An 18,758-nucleotide genomic window follows, 5' to 3' on the forward strand; every position below is an offset into this window, starting at 1 on the left:
CATTCGAAAAATAATTCTTCCCGCCACTCTCTATATCATTTTTCTTTTTTTGTTGAGTGCTTCGATTTTACTGCGTAAATTATGCTCCATTGTCGCTCTATTCTCGATAAAATTTGAAAGTTCTTCTTCTAGAGATGAAACTCTCGCTTCTTTGTCAAGAAGCGAGGCCTCTAGCAACTCAAACTCATCTTTTGACAGCTGACTTAATATATAAGGGAATACGTGATTTTGAATGTTCTGTTGAGAGTCAACCATATTAACAAGCAAATTAGCCCATTTGTCTTGCAATGCTTCATCATCTTCAAGCGAAGCATTTTCCAAGTATGGGCAAAGTAGCTTTGGCGTTATGGCCTTAATGCTTATATTGTTATCTTCACATAAAATCTTAGCTTTATTTAAAATTTTGACTTGATTATTAAATCTCCAATAAGATATTTGATCTCTAACTAACAGACCAAGCTCTTCGATTGGTGGCAAAACAAGCTTATCAACAAAATTTTTGACAATATCAATACCGCATTCAACAGTTTTAGATGAAAAATCAATGCTCGTCGTTTTATTATCATTGCTCATGATGGGTGCATCCATGTTTGTGTATACCGTGCAATATACACCCGCACATACTTCTAATGCCGGAAAGCATACAGCCAGATAGAATCATCACATCACACTTGTTGGATATTCCCCACGTGTCAGCCGTCTCAACCAAAGAACAACGCAGCCATCAATATCGGCTTTGGTCGAGTGGCGTCTCTCTTAGCCTGCTCATTTACCCCCACCAGCAACGGTTTCAATCGCTCCAGCGCTTGTTGCAGCGTGGCCGTTGGGCAGCCGAAATTGATTCGTACCCAGCCGGGGAAGCCAAAGTCGGCGCCGTCCGATAGCCCCACCCCGTGTGCTTCAAAAATCGGTAGCGGATGGGTCGGGTGGATGGCGCGGGCGTCGATCCAGGCCAGATAGGTCGCTTCGGGGAAGGTAATGCGCAGGCGCGAGCCGGCAAAGGCGTCGGCGAGTAATTGGCGGTTGATTCGCAAGGTGGCAATCAACTCATGGTACCAAGTGCTGTGATCGCGATACGCGGCTTCGGCGCCGATATAGCCAAGCAGATTCACCGATGGCACTAGTCCCGCCATTTCACGGCGGAATCGGGCGCGCAGCGCAGCATTTGGGATGACGGCAAAGGCGCAGCCCAAGCCGGGTAGATTCCAGGTTTTCGATGGCGCGTACAGCGTGATGGTTTGCTGGGTAAACTCGGCATCGAGCGTTGCAAACGGTAGATGCGTCAAGCCTTCATCCAGCAATAAATCACAATGTATCTCATCAGAGCACACAATCAGATTATGTTTGCGGGCAATACCAAGCAGGGTATTTAGCTCGTCGCGGTTCCACGCCCGGCCGACTGGATTATGCGGGTGGCATAGCAATAGCAGTTTGGTTTGCGGCGTAATCGCCGCTTCAAAGGCAGCAAAATCCCATTCCCAGCGGCCATCCTGTGATTCAATCAACGGCACGGCAATCAGCTCACGATTCGACAAGCCCGGCGCGCGCAAAAATGGCGGATACACCGGCGTCGCAGTAACCACTGCATCCCCCGCCTGCCCTGCTGCGCGGCACGCCAGATTAAGCCCCTGCACCAAGCCGGGCAGCCAGAGGATCCAGTCGGCGGCGATGTCCCACTGATAGTGGCGACGAGCATATTGCTGCACCGCCTCCACCAAGGAGTCTGGCGGATTGGTGTAACCCAACACACCGTGGTCAATACGCTGATGCAAGGCTGCCAGCACTGAATCGGGCGCGGCAAAATCCATATCGGCCACCCAAAGCGGCAAGATGTCCTGCCCGCGGTATTTATCCCATTTCATACTCGCGGTGCCGTTGCGATCGATGATGTTGTCAAAACTCATTGCTATTCCTTATTCGGCACTGCCGCGCCTGCGTTATCGCTATCACTATTTACTCAGCGCTGATGTGCTAATTCAATGCCGCGCCGCCAGTTTATCAGCCAGCAGCTCAAGCCAGCGCCTGCGCCAGATCGGCCAGCAAATCATCCAGCGCTTCAATGCCCACCGACAGGCGCAAAAGCGTGTCGCTGACCCCTAGCCGTTCACGCTCGGCCACACTTAAATTGGCATGAGTCTGAATGGCCGGCACGGTAATCAGGCTCTCCACGCCGCCGAGACTTTCGGCATACGAGATCAATTGCAGGCGGGAAATAATCTGCGCCACTAGGTCTGTATCGCTTACCGCAAATGACAAGACCGCGCCAAAACCAGACGAAAACTGCTGAATTTTCTGATGCTGACTATCGCTCGGCAAGCCGGGAAACAGCACGTAGCGCACCCCAGCTTGCTGCTGCAAAAATTGCGCAATCGCCAGCGCATTAGCTTGCTGGGCCGCCAGCCGCAGAGCCAGCGTTTTCATGCCACGGATCGTCAGCCATGCATCTTGCGCCCCCAAAGTTGCTCCAATCGCGTTTTGCAAATAGCCCACGCGCGCGGCCAGCTCTGGCTCGCGCACGGCCAACAAACCGGCAATGGTGTCGTTATGCCCGGCAATAAATTTGGACGCCGAATGAATCACCACATCCGCGCCCTGCTCTAGCGGCCGAAACCAGTATGGGGTTAAAAATGTGTTATCGACCAAGAGCAGCAGATCATGCTGTTGTTTCAAGGCCAGCAGCGCGGCAAAGTCGGGCACTTGCAGGCAAGGATTGGAAACCGACTCGATCAAAATAGCTTTGGTCTGGGGGGTAATGGCCGCAACATAAGCACTGGCCTCATACACCGGCACATACGTCACCGTAATACCAAAGCGCGCAAAGATTTGATCGAGCAAGCGGTAGGTGCCGCCATAACAGCCCTCAGATACGATCAGGTGATCGCCTTGGCTAAATAAACTAAATAAGGTCGACAAGGCGGCCAGGCCACTGGCAAAGGCAAACGCCGCACACCCGCCCTCGGCACGCGCAATCGCCTGTTCGAGCGCCTGCCGGGTTGGATTGGCAGATCGGCTGTAATCAAAGCCGGTGCTCTGGCCAATGGCCGGATGCGCAAACGTCGCCGTTTGATAAATCGGCGTACTAATTGCGCCGGTTTGCGGATCGGTTTGTAGCCCGGCGTGGGCAAATTGCGTGGCTAATTGCATGGATTCATCTCCTAGCTGGGTTTGACCAGCAGACGTTGGCCCAAGATTTGCACTGCGCTGCACAGCAGCAGATAGATCAGCGCAACAAAACCGAACACTTCAAGCGGATAAACTTGCTCGCGGCTATTGACTTGATTGGCGACAAAGGTGAACTCCGCCACGCCCACAATATACGCCAGCGAAGTGTCTTTCACTAAAGTGACCCATTGGTTTACAAACGACGGCTGCACGATTCGTAACGCTTGCGGCAACACCACCCAGCGCAAAGTTTGCCGCTGACTTAAGCCACTTGCCCGCGCTGCTTCCCATTGCCCAGCCGGAACCGCCCTAATCCCCGCCGCCATGGCGTAGGCCAGATACGCGCCTGACACCAAGGCCAGCGCCGCAATCACGGTCAGCACACCGGGCACATCAATGCCAAACACAATCGGCAACAGGAAAAAGCACCAGAACATCAGCAGCAACACCGGTATGGCGCGCAAGACCTCGCACAGCAATTGCAAAACCCGATGTATATGCCCAGAGCTCAATATTAAAGCCAGCCCCCAGCCTATACCCAGCATGGTAGCCAGAACACCCGACCCCACTGCCAGCAAAAGTGTCAGCACCAGCCCGCCCAATGGCCCATGCGGATAAGCGCCGATCAGGAAAAACAGCCAGTTATCGCTAATCACAGTCCAATTCATGCTGACCACCCCGCTTGCCCACGGCGACGCCCAACGCGTTGTAGCGCAATAATCACGACCACATACAAGACACTAGCGACGGCAAAGGATTGGAAGGTTAGCAAAGTTTGCGCATCAATCTGGCGCGAGCGATACGATAATTCCATCACCCCAATGGCCATCGTTAGCGAGGTATTTTTAATTGTATTAAGGTATTGCCCCAATAGCGGAGGCCAAGCTGTTCGCAGGGCCTGCGGCAAAATCACCCAACGCAAGACTTGCAGTGGCCGCATGCCATGCGAGCGCGCCGCTTCCCACTGCCCGCGCGGCACCGCATTAAGGCCGGAGCGAATATCTTCGGCAATAAAGGCCATCGCATACAGCGACAGCGCAAGCCACGCGGCTAAAAACTCAAACGACGGCCAGCCCACATGCGGTTGTTGCCATTGCCACACGCTGTGCGGGTGGTGAGCCAGACCATGGCCGCCTCGGGCAGCAAGGAGCCAACGGCAAAATACCAGAACAAAACCTGCACCAGTAAAGGCACATTGCGGATACTGCTATGCACCAGCAGTAGTATTCGATTGCGACTCTGAAAACGTGCAATCCCTAAGACCAAACCTAAGGCCGTACCAGTCACAATCACCGCCAACGACAGCAGCAGCGTAATACACAGGCCTTGCGCAAAAAACACCAAGTGCTCGCTGCCCAGCCAGTTGCTTCCCAACCAATGCGGCATTGTCTTTCCCCTTCCCTGCCCAAGCATCATTGATACCTCAATAGCAAAACGGGCCGCATTGCGACCCGCCTTCGTATCGTCCTGTCAGGCCGGGCTAGATTTTGTCGCCGATGCGAAAATCGCGAGGCAAGGCGGCTTTGCTTTTCGGGCCAAACCAGTGCTCGTAAATCTTCTTGGCTTCACCCGATTTTTCCAGCTCCAGCAAAGTGTTATTGACCACTTGCGTCAGGCGCTCTTCGCCGCGTGGCAAACCAATGCCTTGGTATTCCCGCGTTAGCGCAAAAGCTGGAAATTTCGTATTTCGACTTATCCGGCGCATTGGCGAGCAAACCCAGCAATTTGGCATCGTCCTGGGTAATCGCTTGCACATTGCCATTGCGCAGCGCGGTAAAGGCCAGCGGCGTGTCGTCGTAAGCCACCACCGGAGTGGCCGGATATTTCTCGCGCAGCAGGGTTTCTTGTGTTGTGCCTTTGTCTACCCCAATCCGCAGTTTTTTAATGTCATCCGCAGTTTTCAGCACGCCTTTTTTTGGCGATGAATTTCTGGCCAGTAGCAAAATAAGGGGTGCTAAATTCAAGCTGCTTGCGGCGCTCGTCGGTGATGGTGAAATTGGCGGCGACCAGATCGACCTTGTTGGCGATCAGCAATGGAATACGATTGGCCGGGTTGGTGGCTTGCAGCTCCAGCTTGACGCCCAGTTTTTTGGCAATCGCCTGGGCAATTTCAACGTCAAAACCGATCAGCTGACGGGTTTTTTCATCAACAAAGCCAAACGGTGGGTTGCTATCAAAAGCGGCCACACGCAGAACGCCGGCTTTTTGATGTCATCGAGTTTATCAGCCCAGACCGAGCCGGAGAGGAAAGCCAGAGATAGCGCGATCAGAATAGGTTTTTCATCGTGGGGTCTCCCGAAGTTGAGATTAATCTGGGCGGATGTTTGCCGCCCAAACCAGCTGCGGTGGTGTTCCGCATAGACCCATGATGCACTTGATCAAATATAATAAAAAATACTTTATAGAATTATTGTTATTCCATTTAGAAATATAAGGCCATAAAAAATTGCAGCCAACAGCGAACTCATTGGCGCGAGCATGCATGTTGGCTGCAATAATTTAAATGAGCTTATGCCTGTTCAAAAGCCAGACTTTCCACCACACTCGGGCGGTCTTTGAATTGGTGATAGGCATTAAATAGCGCCGGAAACTTCGCCAGCAAGCCTTCCACCCGATTGACTCAACCCAAAAACACGCCCAGATAAGCATCGGCAATCGTAAAGCGATTTCCCACCAGATAAACCCCGCCTTGCAAAGCCTGCTCAAGATGCGCTAGCGCCGACTCCAGCTGGGTGCGGGCTTGTTGCTTGATGCCAGCATGTGTTTCCGGGTCGGCATTATAACGCTCAGGGCGATTAATCGATGGAATGCGCCCACGTGCAGTTCGGCGCTGAGGTACCAATCCATGATTGAATCTTCGCACGTTCCGGGCTGCCAGCTGGCGCAAATAGCGGCGTACCTGGCGCCAAATCGGCTAGAAACGGCAAGATCGCGCTATTTTCGGTAATGACCTGCCCATCAGCCAATTGCACCGCCGGTACGCGCCCCAGCGGGTTGACTTGATGAATCGGCGATTCAGGCGTGCGCAATGGCACTTTCACAATCTCGACCGGCAGCTTGAGTTCGCGCGCCACAATATGCGTGCCAAATGAGCATGCGCCGGGGGCAATAAATAATTTAGTGGTCATGATTTATCCTTTTTAGAATTAGCGCTGGCCAAGGCTGGGTCGCGCGGTTTTTTCTGCAATGGCAAAGTGCAGATAACGGTTGAGATGGATACCGCTAGACGTTTGCAAAGCATTCAGGCGCTCGGTCAGGCGCTCGATAATTTTGCTCACGCACTGCGGAGACGTACTCGATCAGGAAATTGCCAAACGAGCTGGCCTGACTGAAATCAATCACCGCTTGCGCATTCGGGAACACATCAGCAAAGCGGCGCAGAGCGGATTTCCTGAATTAAAAAACCGGCGCTTTCAAATTGCGCGGCCAATTGCGCATGCGTCACGCGGTATGGCGTACTGCCCACATGCTCACCACGGTAGAGGTTCAGCTCATTGACGGTCTCGCGCAGCGAGACGCTGAATATCATGCGGCTGCTCAAGTGCCGCCGAGCTAATGCCAATGCGCCCGCCAATTTTGAGCACCCGCCATGCTTCGCCTAGCACTTGGTCTTTATGCGGCAACCAGTGATAAACGCTATTGAGCACCACCGCGTCAAAACGCGCGTCATCAAAGCCAACCAGATGCTCGGCCCGGCCAAGTTCAAAGCGCAAATTGGCTAGCGCCAGATGTCTGGCGCGCTCCTGCGCAATATTGATGCGCAAAGGCAATGGGTCGATCCCGATCACCTGCCCATTCGCGCCAACATAGTCGCTCGCCGCCAAGGCAACCAGCCGCCCGGTGCCAGCACCGACGTCGAGCAGATGATCGCCATTTTTGAACGCCAGGCCCTGCAATAGCAGCTTGCCATGCTCGAATTGCAGATCGCTGACATCATCATATTGCTCAGCCAGACCGGGGGTATCCTTCTGAAGATTAGCCATATCAACGCTTCCTACAATAAAGGTGGGGTGGGTATATTTTCTAGCACGCCAGTTTCCCGTACGTACTGCTGCCACTGATCTAATAGATTATTCAAAACGTCTGGCCGGGCAGCAGCCTGATCGTGAATCTCTGCCGGATCGATGGCCAGATCGTACAATTGCCACACTTCAGGCCCGGCTGGCGCAGGAATAAACACCGCCTTCCAATGCCCGCGCCGGATGGCTTTGCGGCCAAATAATTCCCAGCCGGTAACATGATCTTCAGCATGAATTTGCTCGGCGTGCCCCTGCAGATACGGCGCGAGCGATTGTCCGCGCAGCGTCAAGATCTCGCGGCCCTGATACTGCGGGAACGGGTGCGCCACCCCGGCCAGCTCCAGTATCGTCGGGGTCAAATCCATCACCGTGGCAAACTGGCTGCTGATTTGTCCTTGCCGTGCCAGCGCCGGATGGTGAATCAGCGCCGGTACGCGAATACCGCCCTCGGTGGTAAATGCCTTGTAGAGCCGCGATGGCGCCGTGCCTGCCTGCGCCCAGCGCGGGCCGTACCAGACGTAGGAATTACCCCGCCCGATATTGTCCAGACTATTGTCGTAATGCTCGCTGATCACCTGCTGCAAATTGGGGCCAAAGGCTGGTAATGCCTCCAGCAAAGCGCCTTCGGCACCGTTATCCGACAGGAAAATCACCACAGTATTGTCGAGCTGATCGTGCTGACGCAGATAATCAAGCACACGGTAGATATTGCTATCCATGCGCTCGACCATCGCGGCATACACCGCCATGGTTTTGCTGGAAATGGCTTTTTCGGACTCGCTCAGCGCAGCCCATTCGGCATTACTGGCCACCACCGGGTGGGCTTCTACCTCGGCATCGAGCAAGCCTAATTCGCGCAAGCGCGCCAGGCGCTGCTCACGCAATACATCCGGGCCATCGTCATACCGGCCCAGATATTTCTGGATGATTTCATCGGGCGCTTGCAGCGGCCAATGCGGCGCAGAAAATGGCAAATAGGCAAAAAACGGCTTATCCGCAGGCGCTTCAGCCAGGTAGTCGAGCAATTTGTCAGTGAAATAATCGCTGGAATAAAAGTCTTCCGGCAATTGCTCGACATACTGGCCATCTTCGGCGTACAGGCCACGAGTGCTGCGCAATAAGCGTGGCACTTCGTCGCCTGCAATCGGTGCTTCAAAGCCATAGTGATTGGCCGCCCCCGGCAATAAAGCAAACGAGCGATCAAAGCCACGGCCATGTGGCGTTTGCTCTAGCGCTTTGCCCAGATGCCACTTGCCCGACATCAGCGTGTAATAACCGGCATCGCGCAAGATTTCCGGCAAGGCCGCCACCCGCTGATTGAGATAACCTTCATAGCCCGGCTTACCCGCATGCGCGGGGGTCAGGATTTCAGCAAAGGTACCCAAACCCGCCAGATGATGATCGGTGCCGCTTAAAATCATCGAACGCGTGGGCGAGCACGCCGAAGCCGCATGAAAATCGGTAAACCTCGTGCCGCCATAGGCTAAGGCATCCAGATTGGGGGTACTAATCTCGCTACCAAAAGCACCGACATCAGAAAAACCCAAATCATCAGCCAATATCAATAAAAAATTAGGTCGATTTTGTTTTGACATGGCCGGCTTACCACGCAAACAAATAGTCTTTGAAGCCGTAGCTTTCAGGCTGCACGTCATCGATCAGGCTTGGCTCGACTTCATGACCAAACTCACCGAGCACATCGTTTTTGATGGCAACCAAAGCGGCATCGCTGCGATTGCGCGGGTGCGCTACATTCACCGGCACAATACGTTTGATCCGGCCCGGACGTGGCTCCATGACAACCACCCGATCACCCAACAAAACTGCTTCTTCAACATCGTGGGTCACCAAAATCATCGTAATGCCTTCGGTTTGCCAAATGCGTTGTAACTCGGCTTGCAAATTGGCGCGCGTCAATGCATCCAGTGCGCCAAATGGCTCATCAAGCAATAAGATTTCTGGGCGATTGACCAAGCCGCGTGCAATCGCCACCCGCTGGCTCATGCCGCCCGAAAGCTGATACGGATAGGCTTTTTCAAAACCTTTGAGGCCAACTAACTCCAAATGCTCGGCAATAGTTTTGGCGCGCTCTTCGGCGTTAAACTCTGAGTTTTCCAGCGCCAGACCGACGTTTTGTTCAACCGTTAACCATGGGAACAGTCGATGTTCCTGAAACACAATGCCCCGTTTGAGGCTAGTGCCTTTGATGCGTGCGCCGTCTAGCTCGATTTCGCCCTGATAATCATCATCCAGACCAATGGCCAGACGCAAAATAGTCGATTTACCGCAACCGGAGCTGCCCACAATGCTGACAAATTCACCCGGTTTAATATTCAGATTAATCCCGTCCAACACTTCCAGCGTTTCGCCTTTGACGTGATATTGCTTTTTAATGTTTTTAAAATTCAATGTACCCAGTTCGCTCATGGTGTATTCCTTTATATTCAGTGGCTTTAGCGTATTTAGTGAATGCAGATTGGTTTGCCACTCTTAGGCGCTGCGGTTACGCCAGCGCAGTTGACGGCGCTCCAGTTTGGTGGCGATCTGATTGATAATGGCGCCCGTAATACCCACCACCACCACGCCAAATAACACCAGCGCCATATTGAAATGCTCACGCCCATCGACCATGGCATTGGCGACGCCATACCCTGATTTGAGGAAGTATTCGGCACCGATGGTGGCCAGCCAGCCGTAAATCAGCGCCAGCTGGATTCCGGTCAGGATTTGCGGGCTGGCCGATGGCAGCACCACTTTGCGAAACAGTTGCCAGCGGCTGAACTCAAACACCCGAGCCACTTCCACGTGATCGCGGTGAACGCTGCGGATGCCTTCAAAGGTGTTGATCGTCGTTGGGTAAAACGCCGCAATGGCAATAAATACAATCTTGGCCGGTTCACCCATACCAACCCAAACCGAAATCAGCGGAATCCAGGCAAAAATGGCGATCTGTTTAATGGTGTTAAAGCTCGGGCTGAGCAAGCGATCTGCCCAGCGCGATATACCGAGCAAGCTGCCAAAGGCAATGCCAGCCAAACTACCCAGCGCAAAACCGCCCAGATAGCGCGACACACTGAAAAACAGGTCCAGAAATAAAGCGCCGCTACTGATTTGCTTAATGCCCTCTTTGATCACTTCGAGCGGCGAAGCCAGAATGGCGCTATTGGCCAGGTTGTAATTCGTTACGCCGATCCAGGCGGCCAGCAAGGCCAGCGGCAAGACCAGACCACGCCAGTCTCGTTGTTGAGTATTGATGCTCATCTGTTTCTCCTTAAAACGCGACACGACGCCATTTCAGAAAATGCGCTTCTATCCATTGCAATGACTGATCCAGCACCAAACCCACCGCGCCAATCACCACCACGGTGGCCAGCACTAGATCAAGCTGGAATAGCTGACGACCCCAGACCATCAGAAAGCCGATGCCTTCACTGGACGCCAGCAACTCAACGGTGACCAGCGCCAGCCATGAGTGCGTCAGGCCATAACGCAAACCGTTAAACAGCGATGGCAAAGCCGCCGGAATCACCACCTTGCGCAGCAATTGCAAGGTGTTAAAGCGGTACACTTTGGCCACCTCTAGGAACTGCTGCGGAATATTGCGAATGCCCTGATGGGTATTGATCACGACAGGCACGAGCGCGGCCTTGGTAATCACCAGCACTTTCATCGCTTCACCAATGCCCACCAGCATGATCAGCAATGGAATCCAGCCCAGCGCCGGAATCTGGCTCAAAGCCTTGAAGGTCGGATAAAGATAGGCTTCAACGGTTTTGGACAAACCCATCAAGCCACCTAGCAGCAAACCGGCAATTGAACCGACCAGAAAACCATAAGCCACACGTTCAATGCTGATGCCCAGATTGAGCGTTAAATCACCGCTATCCCATAGCCCGACCAGCGTTTCCCACACCAGACTAGGGGGCGGCAAAATTTGTGGCGAAACCCACTCTTTCTGGCTAGCCAGCTGCCATATCGCCAGCACCAGCAAAGGGACAATCAATGCAATACTGATGCTGCCGATTCGATTGACAATGGACTCAAACCATTGCTGCCCCTTATTGGCCTGTACTGGGTTGATGCCCAGTTCATTGGCGGTAATTGCATCACTCATTGTGATACTCCTTGTAAAATTGTATTGGTACAGATTCGCCGTGCAGCCCTGATGCAGACATACCAGCCAGCCACGACGAACAGCGTCATAAAGAGTAAAAATACGCGCTGCAAGTCAAACCAGTGCCCCAACAAGCCTCCCAGCACCGTGCCCGAAAAGCCACCTAGCGGCCCCACCAGCGCCATCAATCCAGCGACCTGCCCCTGCCCCAGCTCTTCGCCAATCTGCGCGATGCGGCTCATATTGGCCGCCTGCAAAACACCCAGACTCAAACCCAGAGACAGCGCACCCAGCCACAGCAAGCCTGCCCAGGGAGTCACCGCCAGCATGGCCAGACTGGCAATGCAAAACCCGAAGGCCACGCGGTATACCTTGATCCTTCCCCAGCGGCTTGCCAGCCCACCCAGCGCCATCAAAGCAAAAACAAAAGTCGAGCCTTGCGCCGTAATCAAACCGGCAGCACTACTGGCCGATAGATCAAATTTGCGAATGGCGATCACCACAATAAAGGCGGTGAAAAACATCATGCTGCTATTGACCAGCACTTCAATCAGGCAGCCCTGCTGCAAGCCACGATGAACACGCAGCAAACCAAACTGCTGCTTAACCTTGCTCCAGACCGGTGCGCTGCTGATTGCACGTGGTTGATACGCTCGCAGCACCTTCGGCGCAAACAGCAGCGTTACGGCAAAACTCACACCGATTAGCTGGTAAACCCAAACAAAATCCAGCGCTGCCACCATGGCCGAAGCAATCGCGGGGCCAATCAAAAACATCCCTATCATGTGGCTGCCACGAAACCAGCCTGCCTTGGCGTCACCAATCTGCCTAAGCTGCTGCATAAACACGGCATTGAGCGAGATAAAACGGCTTGGCATGCAAAAGCTGATCAAGGCGGTGCCCAGCAGCAGAAACAGCGGGCTGGGCACTGCCGGAATCAGGCAATAAATCAGCGCCGCACTGGCCGTACCGGTAATAAATAATTTGAGCGGTCCCCAGCTATCGAGTACCAGACCAACCGGAATGCTCATAAACAGCATGCCGATCATCTGGGCAGCACTGATCAGACCAATCTGTGCATTGCTCGATTGCAGCTCAATTGCATACAGCGTGGTGGTCACCTTGGCGACACCAACGCCTACGCCAGCAATCAGCGACAAGGCCACAAAATAGAGCAGAAATCGGGCCGGCTCGGTCACCGGCCCGACCGTAGTCGGGCCCGTTAACATTATTTACCGCCCTTCGGATTGCCTTTGGCGTCATAGGCTGTCCAGAAGTTTTCCAGCTTTTGCTCTTTCAGTGCCTGATTGACATATTTGGGCTCAAACCACTGATTGACATCGAAGTCTTTGCGGATGAACTTAAATTTCAAAGAAGCCTGTACCGCATCGCGATAGTGGTTGTAGAAAAATTCGTCAAGTAGCGGGCTGGAACGGCGCTTGATATCCGCACCACCGCCGTAATCACGCTTGTAAGAGGCATAAGGCGTTCCTGATTTCGCCCATTCTTGCAGCACTTTGTCGGCATTTTCCGGTTTGGAAATATCGGCAGATGTCTTGACCAACACGTTGACAACGCGCTGAGTGAACTCCGGATTGGCTTTTTCAAAGTCTTCGGTCACCAGAAAATGGGTCTGGCGGGTAAGCGACAATGGGCCTTCCTTATTACTCCAAACAATCCGGGCAACACCCCGATCAACCAGAGTGAACACGTTTGCGCTATACCATGCGCCATCGACGTCTTTAGTCGCCATGGCCGCGTCCGTCGTCGCAGTATCCATATTGATCAGCTTGAAGTCTTTCTCGGTCAGACCGTACTGATCGAGCACTTTGTTCACCACCAGCTGACCATTGGTCCCTTTAAACAGCGCCACTTTTTTGCCTTTCAGATCTTCCAGTTTTTTGACTGGAGAATCAGCAGGTACGGCCAGATAAGTCGTTCCCAAAGTGCCATTGGCCAGCAGAATTTTGGTTTTCAGGCCACCAGCTTTGCCCACAATCGCGGGCAAATCACCCTGCCAGGCAAAATCGAGCAATTTATTCGCCAGCGCTTCATTCACCGCCGGGCCGGCACCTTTAAAGTAATGCCACTCAACCTTGACGCCGTCTTTTTTGAATTCTTCTTCCAGCAAACCACGCAGCGCAGCCGTCCCTGCAGACGAGCCACCGACAACCGGACGACCACCAGTACCGACGCTAGCGACGCCAATGCGGATCACTTTGGCCGGATCAGCCCAGGCAGGGGTAGCTGCAATCAGTGCAGCAGACAAAAGGCTCAGTGAGAAAATGGTTTTTTTCATATCAAATACTCTTTAAATTTTGAATCAATCTTGATTGCCTGATCTGCTGGTTTAAATAGACTCAGCAGATCGCTTTAAATTGGCAATAAATAGCCCAGCCTTAAAATCCATACTGGAATTGAGCAAGGTATTCATTGCTTTTGGTATTGGTCGCCTGATCTTCGCGGCGGTTGTAATTGAGTTGGAATTTGGTTGTCTCAGCAAAAAAGACATTCAAACCCACGGTATTGATGATGGTTTTGTCATTCGATTTGGCTGTATTGGCGTCAAATTCGTCATAGCGATAAAAAGGCTGGTAGGAAACCGGCCACCAATCGTCAAAGCGCGCCTGCGAGCGATAGCCTTTGACGAATTGCTCGCCAAAGTTGTAAAACAGCGTCGCGGTCTGAGCACGGCTATCGACCTTGGTTTTCACCGGATTTAACACTGTACCGCTGGCTACCGTATCAGTGCCGCGAATGTATTCATACGTCACACCAAAGGGGTGATGGTTGTAGCTCAGATCAAGCCCGAAGCGATCCTTCACACCATCACCGACCTTACTTCCGGCAACAAAGAGCGTATTGGTGCCTTTGTAGAGCGAAGCGCCCAATGTGAGCTCACGCCACCATGAGTTGTATTCGGCAGGCGCCGTCAGCGCGATACGACCAATGAAGTCTTTTTTGTTGTTATTGTCCGATTTGTTGGGGCCATTGCCGTTAACTAGACCGACCACATACTTGATCAGCGGCGCGCGGTAGTTGTAGCCGTAATCGACCTCGGGTAGCAGATCGCCCGTCAGGCCAATACCAATCTGGCGCTGAGCAAAGCCATAGCGGCCAACAAACTGCGCATTATTGATCACCGGTTTCAAATCTTCAGTGGCCGCAGCCTCCAGACCAAACGGCACCAACTGCTGACCAAAAGTCAGCGCCAGGCGGCCTTCATCGGCAGCCAGTGTAGGCAAGAGCTGATAAGTCAGATTGGCGTCGAGCAAGTTGAAATTACTGGTGTCGAGCAGCTGAGTTGCATTGCTTTGCGGTGAATAACCAAAGCGCAAGGCATAGCTCAGATTGCGTCCTTCTTCGTAATCCTTGTACAGATTACCGGTAAAGGTCAGCACGGCAGTGGGTACATCGAAACTGCTTTTACGGTTATCCGTTACGGCATTATTCACCGCTAGATCGTTGTAACTCACCCGTGCCTGGACCGTACCGCCAATCACCAGATTACGCGTAGCCAGCGCGGTTTTGGTATCGCGATCCCGCTGCACTTGGTATTTATAGTTTTCCAGATCGGTAGTCAGACCTTGCAGCTCTTCCTTGGTCGCCAGCTGTTCAATGTCGATTTTTTCGGCAGCCGGCGTGGCAGCAACTTGCCGATCCAGCTGTTGCTGCAATGCTTTCACCGAATTTTGCAAAGCCTCGATTTGCTCTTGCAGCTGCTTATTATTCAGGGCTTGCTCGGCTGCTCCCGCTTGCGCTGCGAGTAGCAGACTCGCCGCAATCATCGTTAATTTGCTTTTCATGGTTTTTTGCTCCTTGCTTGTGTATCTGCTGTGGTTTTGCTTTGGCGCATCCCTGCCGCAGCTTTTCTTGTGACGAACACATATGAGCAAAAGGCATGCCAACTACATTTGTTAGCTTTTTTGGCTATATGCAAGGTAAATTGCTGGATTGCGGACAAGCAGACTGAACAAAGTGTTCAAAAATCAACATCTGCACAGCTTTTACTCTTTGCCCTAGCAAACCAGGCCAGATCAGCCCAGATCAGGCGGCCCCACCCGCCGGGCAATGTTCAAATCGGCGCAAACTGCACGCGCTCGCTGCAGCAATATCAACACTGACGCATCAAAAAACAGCGGGAAACCGTTGAAAACAGTGGCAAAATCGCTGGCACGAAAAATGCAGATAGCGACGGGTTAATTCACTCAACCCGCCACGGAGGCACACCATGAGCAATCTTGCAGACATCAATCAATTGACTAATCAGGTTTCGCGCGCGCTACTACCCACGCAGACACTTAACGGGCCTTTGCCAGTACAAAACGCCAGTGATATTCAGATCACCCCGATCAATGGGGCATTGGGCGCGGTGGTCACCGGGCTGGATGCTAATCAGCCACAGCACCCAGACACCATCTTGAAATTAAAGGCTGCGCTGCGTGAGCACTTTATTTTGGTATTCAAACGGCAGGAGCTGACTGAAGGCGCATTACTGCGCTTTTCCACTTATTTTGGTTCGATATTTAATCCACCGGAAGATGTTCCGGTGCTGGCATCGAATAGTGGTGGCAAAGCGCCCGACGTGGTCGCGGTGGCGAACACGCCCGATGGTTACACTGGTAATGGCGAGCTCACGCCACACGCTGACCATCAATGGACACCAATACCCTCGGCGGGTAGCCTGCTGCATGCTATTGAATTACCTAGCGTTGGCGGCGATACATCTTGGTATAACATCCATCAAGCCTATCTGGATCTGGACGAAGAAACCAAAGCCAAGATCGAAGGCCTGCAGCACATCACTTACAATCCGTTCCTGCGCCACATCAGCAATGCCCAGCGCAAAGCACAGGGCCTGGAAGCCGAATACCCACGCTACCGCACGCCAGCACGCGATATTCTGGGCCCGGGCTTTCCGCACCCACTAGTTCGCACCCATCCTGAAAGTGGCAAAAAAGTGCTCTTCCTTTCGACCCATACCGAATCTGAATTGCTTGGGCTGCCTCCAGCGGAGGCAGAAGCATTGATTGCCCGCTTGCGTGAACATATTCAGCAGCCAAAATATCGCTATGAACACCACTGGGAATTGGGTGATATTGTGTATTGGGACAATCAGGCCACCTTGCATTCACGCACCGCTTTCCCGGAAACCGAGCGCCGTGTACTCAAGCGTGTCAGCCTGGCTGGCAGCCGCCCCTTCTAAGCCAGTCCAAGCTCGCAACAATTTCACCTTCAAACAGCCGCATCTGCGGCTGTTTCAGATTGATGACAAACCTCACTCGCGAAGCGAGGCTCCCCTCAAGGAGGGGACGGGAGGGGTGGGAATAAAACATAAAGGCTGCAGATTCAAGGTCTTATTTCTTAGGCTCGGCTTTGCCGAGACTTAAAATTCGTGATTTTCCACTTTATCAGCAGCCTGAAACAGCCGCATCTGCGGCTGTTTGTTTTTCAACATCCTGTTGGCGACCAGTGCAGCATCTGCAACAGCGCACAGCATAAACAAACCCAACCCTTTGAATTTAATGTCAATTATTCCTGGCACAAGTTCTGCTATGTCGTGGGTATCTATAGAGGGAGAAACCCATGAGCCAACGACAATTACATCTCAACGCTTTTTTACTTGGCACGGGCCACCACGTCGCCGCTTGGCGCCACCCCGATGCGCCAGCTGCAGGCGCGCTTGATTTCAACAGCTACAAACATTTTGTGCAAAAGGCCGAAGCGGCCAAATTTGACGCGGTATTCCTGGCTGATGTCGCCGCAGTTTCTGGCGAAGGCAGCACACACGAGGCGCTATCACGCAGCGATCGAGTGCATTTCGAGCCGATCACGCTGCTGTCCAGTCTGGCTGCGGTCACGAGCAATATTGGGCTAATTGCAACGGTCACCACCACCTATAACGAGGCCTTACCATTTGGCGCGTAAGTTTGCCTCGCTCGATCATCTCTCCGGCGGTAGTGCAGGCTGGAATCTGGTGACGTCGGCCAATGCTGCAGAGGCACTGAACTTTAGCAAGCCTAGCCACGCAGCCCATAGTGATCGCTATCAGCGCGCAGAAGAGTTTATCGACGTTGCAAAAGGGCTGTGGGATAGCTGGGCTGATGATGCGTTTATTCGCGATAAAGCCTCTGGCATTAATTTTCCGCCGGAAAAACTCAATGTCCTTAATCATCAAGGCACCCACTTTCAAGTACGTGGACCACTGAATGTGGCACGCCCGGTGCAGGGCTATCCGGTACTAGTGCAAGCCGGTTCTTCTGAGCCCGGCAAAGAATTGGCCGCCCGTACCGCAGAGGTTGTATTCACTGCGCATCAAACCATTGAAAGCGCGCAAGCGTTTTATCAGGATCTGAAGGGGCGATTGGCAAAATATGGCCGCAACCCGGATAGCTTGAAAATCCTGCCCGGTATTTTCCCTGTCGTTGGCCGCACATTGGCCCAAGCCCAAGCCAAATATCAGGCGCTGCAAGATTTGATTCATCCGACTGTGGGGCTGGCCTTGCTCTCGGGCATGATTGGCGTTGATCTGTCTGGCTACGATGTGAACGGCCCATTGCCAACTGATCTACCCGAAAGCAATGGCGGCAAAAGCCGCCAGGCATTGCTGGTTGAAAAAGCGCGTCGCGAAAATCTAACGATCAAAGAATTGTATTTAAGTATTGCTGGTGCGCGCGGGCATTACACCTTGGTCGGCACACCTGAGACCATTGCCGACACCTTGCAAACTTGGTTTGAAACTGGGGCTGCCGATGGCTTTAATATCATGCCACCGGTGCTACCGACCGGGCTGGATGATTTTATCGAGCAGGTATTGCCTGAGCTGCGGCGTCGGGGCTTGTTCCGCGACGAATACCCAGGCAAAACCTTGCGCGATACCTTAGGCCTGCCCCACCCTGAAAATCTACGCATCCAGCACAGCAATGCATTGGAGGCCGCATGAGTCAGGATGTAATTACCGTCAAGGTCACTAGCGGCAGCAATGGCTACTTGCGTATTCGCAGCCGCGAAGCCGCCACTGCAGTTGGCCGCGCACCGGATGGACAGAATGCGCAGGATGCATTTCGCGCAGGCGAACTGGTACTGGGTGCCTTGGCTGCCTGCACTGCAGGCACCATTCGGCAATATGCCAAAACGCATGGCATCGACGCGCTGGAAGACGTCAGCGTCGATGTCACCGGATATGAGTCATCCGCGCCATCGCGCATTGCGGCGATTGTGTTGCGCGTGACTTTGCACGGCGGGATTTCTGCGAGCGAGCGCACCCGGCTAGAACGCGTCGCGCGGCACTGCAAAATCCACAACACCTTACTGCAAGCCCCCGAAGTTGAGCTGGCCTTTGATTACCGCGCAACGGCAGCTGCTGTCTTGGTCGAGCAGGAGCTCAACACTTAGCCGCAGTCAGTCACTTGCACTTAATACCCCGAGCCGCAGACTGCGGCTCGTTTTTATTTTTGGAGTCG

The 18,758-nt window shown here is 53.1% G+C and carries 23 protein-coding genes and 1 pseudogene; 3 read left to right on the top strand and 21 right to left on the bottom strand.

What is annotated here, in order from left to right; all coding sequences use genetic code 11:
* Window positions 1-30: 30 nt before the first annotated feature.
* The 21 genes from ABHF33_RS01000 to ABHF33_RS01100 all read right to left on the bottom strand — a co-directional run bounded on the left by ABHF33_RS01000 (window position 31) and on the right by ABHF33_RS01100 (window position 15,101).
* On the bottom strand, window positions 31-573 hold the full coding sequence (locus ABHF33_RS01000) for an Abi-alpha family protein (protein WP_348945219.1): 543 nt from the start codon (window positions 571-573) through the stop codon (window positions 31-33).
* Window positions 574-701: 128 nt separating this feature from the next.
* On the bottom strand, window positions 702-1,904 hold the full coding sequence (locus ABHF33_RS01005) for a MalY/PatB family protein (protein ID WP_348945220.1): 1,203 nt from the start codon (window positions 1,902-1,904) through the stop codon (window positions 702-704).
* 106 nt (window positions 1,905-2,010) lie between these two features.
* The gene (locus ABHF33_RS01010; RefSeq protein ID WP_348945221.1) at window positions 2,011-3,144 is read right to left on the bottom strand and encodes a trans-sulfuration enzyme family protein; all 1,134 of its coding nucleotides are present in this window, start codon (window positions 3,142-3,144) and stop codon (window positions 2,011-2,013) included.
* 11 nt (window positions 3,145-3,155) lie between these two features.
* Window positions 3,156-3,830: an amino acid ABC transporter permease gene (locus ABHF33_RS01015; protein ID WP_348945222.1), complete on the bottom strand. Its 675-nt coding sequence runs from the start codon at window positions 3,828-3,830 to the stop codon at window positions 3,156-3,158.
* Window positions 3,827-4,264 carry an amino acid ABC transporter permease gene (locus tag ABHF33_RS01020; RefSeq protein WP_348945223.1) on the bottom strand — a complete coding sequence of 146 codons (438 nt, stop codon included), beginning with the start codon at window positions 4,262-4,264 and terminating at the stop codon, window positions 3,827-3,829. The genes ABHF33_RS01015 and ABHF33_RS01020 overlap by 4 nt, the downstream gene beginning before the upstream one ends.
* Window positions 4,213-4,548, bottom strand: coding sequence for a hypothetical protein (locus ABHF33_RS01025; RefSeq protein ID WP_348945224.1), 336 nt, complete (start codon window positions 4,546-4,548; stop codon window positions 4,213-4,215). Before ABHF33_RS01025 ends, ABHF33_RS01020 begins: the two co-directional genes overlap by 52 nt.
* 94 nt (window positions 4,549-4,642) lie before the next feature.
* Window positions 4,643-4,768, bottom strand: coding sequence for a hypothetical protein (locus ABHF33_RS01030; RefSeq protein WP_348945225.1), 126 nt, complete (start codon window positions 4,766-4,768; stop codon window positions 4,643-4,645).
* Window positions 4,758-5,069, bottom strand: a complete 312-nt coding sequence (locus tag ABHF33_RS01035) for a transporter substrate-binding domain-containing protein (RefSeq protein WP_348945226.1) — start codon at window positions 5,067-5,069, stop codon at window positions 4,758-4,760. The genes ABHF33_RS01030 and ABHF33_RS01035 overlap by 11 nt, the downstream gene beginning before the upstream one ends.
* Window positions 5,050-5,349 carry a transporter substrate-binding domain-containing protein gene (locus tag ABHF33_RS01040; RefSeq protein ID WP_348945227.1) on the bottom strand — a complete coding sequence of 100 codons (300 nt, stop codon included), beginning with the start codon at window positions 5,347-5,349 and terminating at the stop codon, window positions 5,050-5,052. The genes ABHF33_RS01035 and ABHF33_RS01040 overlap by 20 nt, the downstream gene beginning before the upstream one ends.
* A 433-nt stretch (window positions 5,350-5,782) precedes the next feature.
* The gene (locus ABHF33_RS01045) at window positions 5,783-6,004 is read right to left on the bottom strand and encodes a glutathione S-transferase C-terminal domain-containing protein (RefSeq protein ID WP_348945228.1); all 222 of its coding nucleotides are present in this window, start codon (window positions 6,002-6,004) and stop codon (window positions 5,783-5,785) included.
* Window positions 5,958-6,290: a glutathione S-transferase N-terminal domain-containing protein gene (locus tag ABHF33_RS01050; RefSeq protein ID WP_348945229.1), complete on the bottom strand. Its 333-nt coding sequence runs from the start codon at window positions 6,288-6,290 to the stop codon at window positions 5,958-5,960. Before ABHF33_RS01050 ends, ABHF33_RS01045 begins: the two co-directional genes overlap by 47 nt.
* Window positions 6,291-6,308: 18 nt before the next feature.
* The gene (locus ABHF33_RS01055) at window positions 6,309-6,440 is read right to left on the bottom strand and encodes a hypothetical protein (RefSeq protein ID WP_348945230.1); all 132 of its coding nucleotides are present in this window, start codon (window positions 6,438-6,440) and stop codon (window positions 6,309-6,311) included.
* Window positions 6,441-6,526: 86 nt separating this feature from the next.
* Window positions 6,527-6,691, bottom strand: coding sequence for a hypothetical protein (locus ABHF33_RS01060; RefSeq protein ID WP_348945231.1), 165 nt, complete (start codon window positions 6,689-6,691; stop codon window positions 6,527-6,529).
* A complete protein-coding gene (locus ABHF33_RS01065; RefSeq protein ID WP_348945232.1) occupies window positions 6,654-7,145 on the bottom strand; it encodes a class I SAM-dependent methyltransferase in 492 nt (163 codons plus the stop codon). The genes ABHF33_RS01060 and ABHF33_RS01065 overlap by 38 nt, the downstream gene beginning before the upstream one ends.
* Before the next feature lie 11 nt (window positions 7,146-7,156).
* Window positions 7,157-8,776, bottom strand: coding sequence for an arylsulfatase (locus tag ABHF33_RS01070; protein ID WP_348945233.1), 1,620 nt, complete (start codon window positions 8,774-8,776; stop codon window positions 7,157-7,159).
* Window positions 8,777-8,783: 7 nt separating this feature from the next.
* Window positions 8,784-9,608, bottom strand: coding sequence for an ABC transporter ATP-binding protein (locus ABHF33_RS01075; RefSeq protein WP_348945234.1), 825 nt, complete (start codon window positions 9,606-9,608; stop codon window positions 8,784-8,786).
* A 63-nt stretch (window positions 9,609-9,671) separates the two neighbouring features.
* Window positions 9,672-10,442 carry an ABC transporter permease gene (locus tag ABHF33_RS01080; protein WP_348945235.1) on the bottom strand — a complete coding sequence of 257 codons (771 nt, stop codon included), beginning with the start codon at window positions 10,440-10,442 and terminating at the stop codon, window positions 9,672-9,674.
* A 10-nt stretch (window positions 10,443-10,452) separates the two neighbouring features.
* Window positions 10,453-11,295 (bottom strand): ABC transporter permease, encoded by an 843-nt coding sequence (locus ABHF33_RS01085; RefSeq protein ID WP_348945236.1) that lies wholly within the window; start codon window positions 11,293-11,295, stop codon window positions 10,453-10,455.
* Entirely contained in the window at window positions 11,292-12,524 is a 1,233-nt protein-coding gene (locus tag ABHF33_RS01090) for an MFS transporter (protein WP_348945237.1), read from the bottom strand. Before ABHF33_RS01090 ends, ABHF33_RS01085 begins: the two co-directional genes overlap by 4 nt.
* Window positions 12,524-13,594: an ABC transporter substrate-binding protein gene (locus tag ABHF33_RS01095; RefSeq protein WP_348945238.1), complete on the bottom strand. Its 1,071-nt coding sequence runs from the start codon at window positions 13,592-13,594 to the stop codon at window positions 12,524-12,526. The genes ABHF33_RS01090 and ABHF33_RS01095 overlap by 1 nt, the downstream gene beginning before the upstream one ends.
* Before the next feature lie 100 nt (window positions 13,595-13,694).
* A complete protein-coding gene (locus ABHF33_RS01100) occupies window positions 13,695-15,101 on the bottom strand; it encodes a porin (RefSeq protein WP_348945239.1) in 1,407 nt (468 codons plus the stop codon).
* Between the two features lie 425 nt (window positions 15,102-15,526).
* On the opposite strand from ABHF33_RS01100, the gene ABHF33_RS01105 reads away from it, so the two are divergent.
* From ABHF33_RS01105 to ABHF33_RS01115, 3 genes and pseudogenes are all read left to right on the top strand, one after another.
* Window positions 15,527-16,501 (top strand): TauD/TfdA dioxygenase family protein, encoded by a 975-nt coding sequence (locus ABHF33_RS01105; protein ID WP_348945240.1) that lies wholly within the window; start codon window positions 15,527-15,529, stop codon window positions 16,499-16,501.
* Between the two features lie 380 nt (window positions 16,502-16,881).
* Window positions 16,882-18,238: pseudogene (locus tag ABHF33_RS01110) on the top strand (LLM class flavin-dependent oxidoreductase).
* On the top strand, window positions 18,235-18,690 hold the full coding sequence (locus ABHF33_RS01115; RefSeq protein ID WP_348945241.1) for an OsmC family protein: 456 nt from the start codon (window positions 18,235-18,237) through the stop codon (window positions 18,688-18,690). Before ABHF33_RS01110 ends, ABHF33_RS01115 begins: the two are co-directional and overlap by 4 nt.
* Window positions 18,691-18,758 lie beyond the last annotated feature (68 nt).

This window comes from Chitinibacter sp. FCG-7, assembly GCF_040047665.1.
Classification (GTDB): Bacteria; Pseudomonadota; Gammaproteobacteria; order Burkholderiales; family Chitinibacteraceae; genus Chitinibacter; species Chitinibacter mangrovi.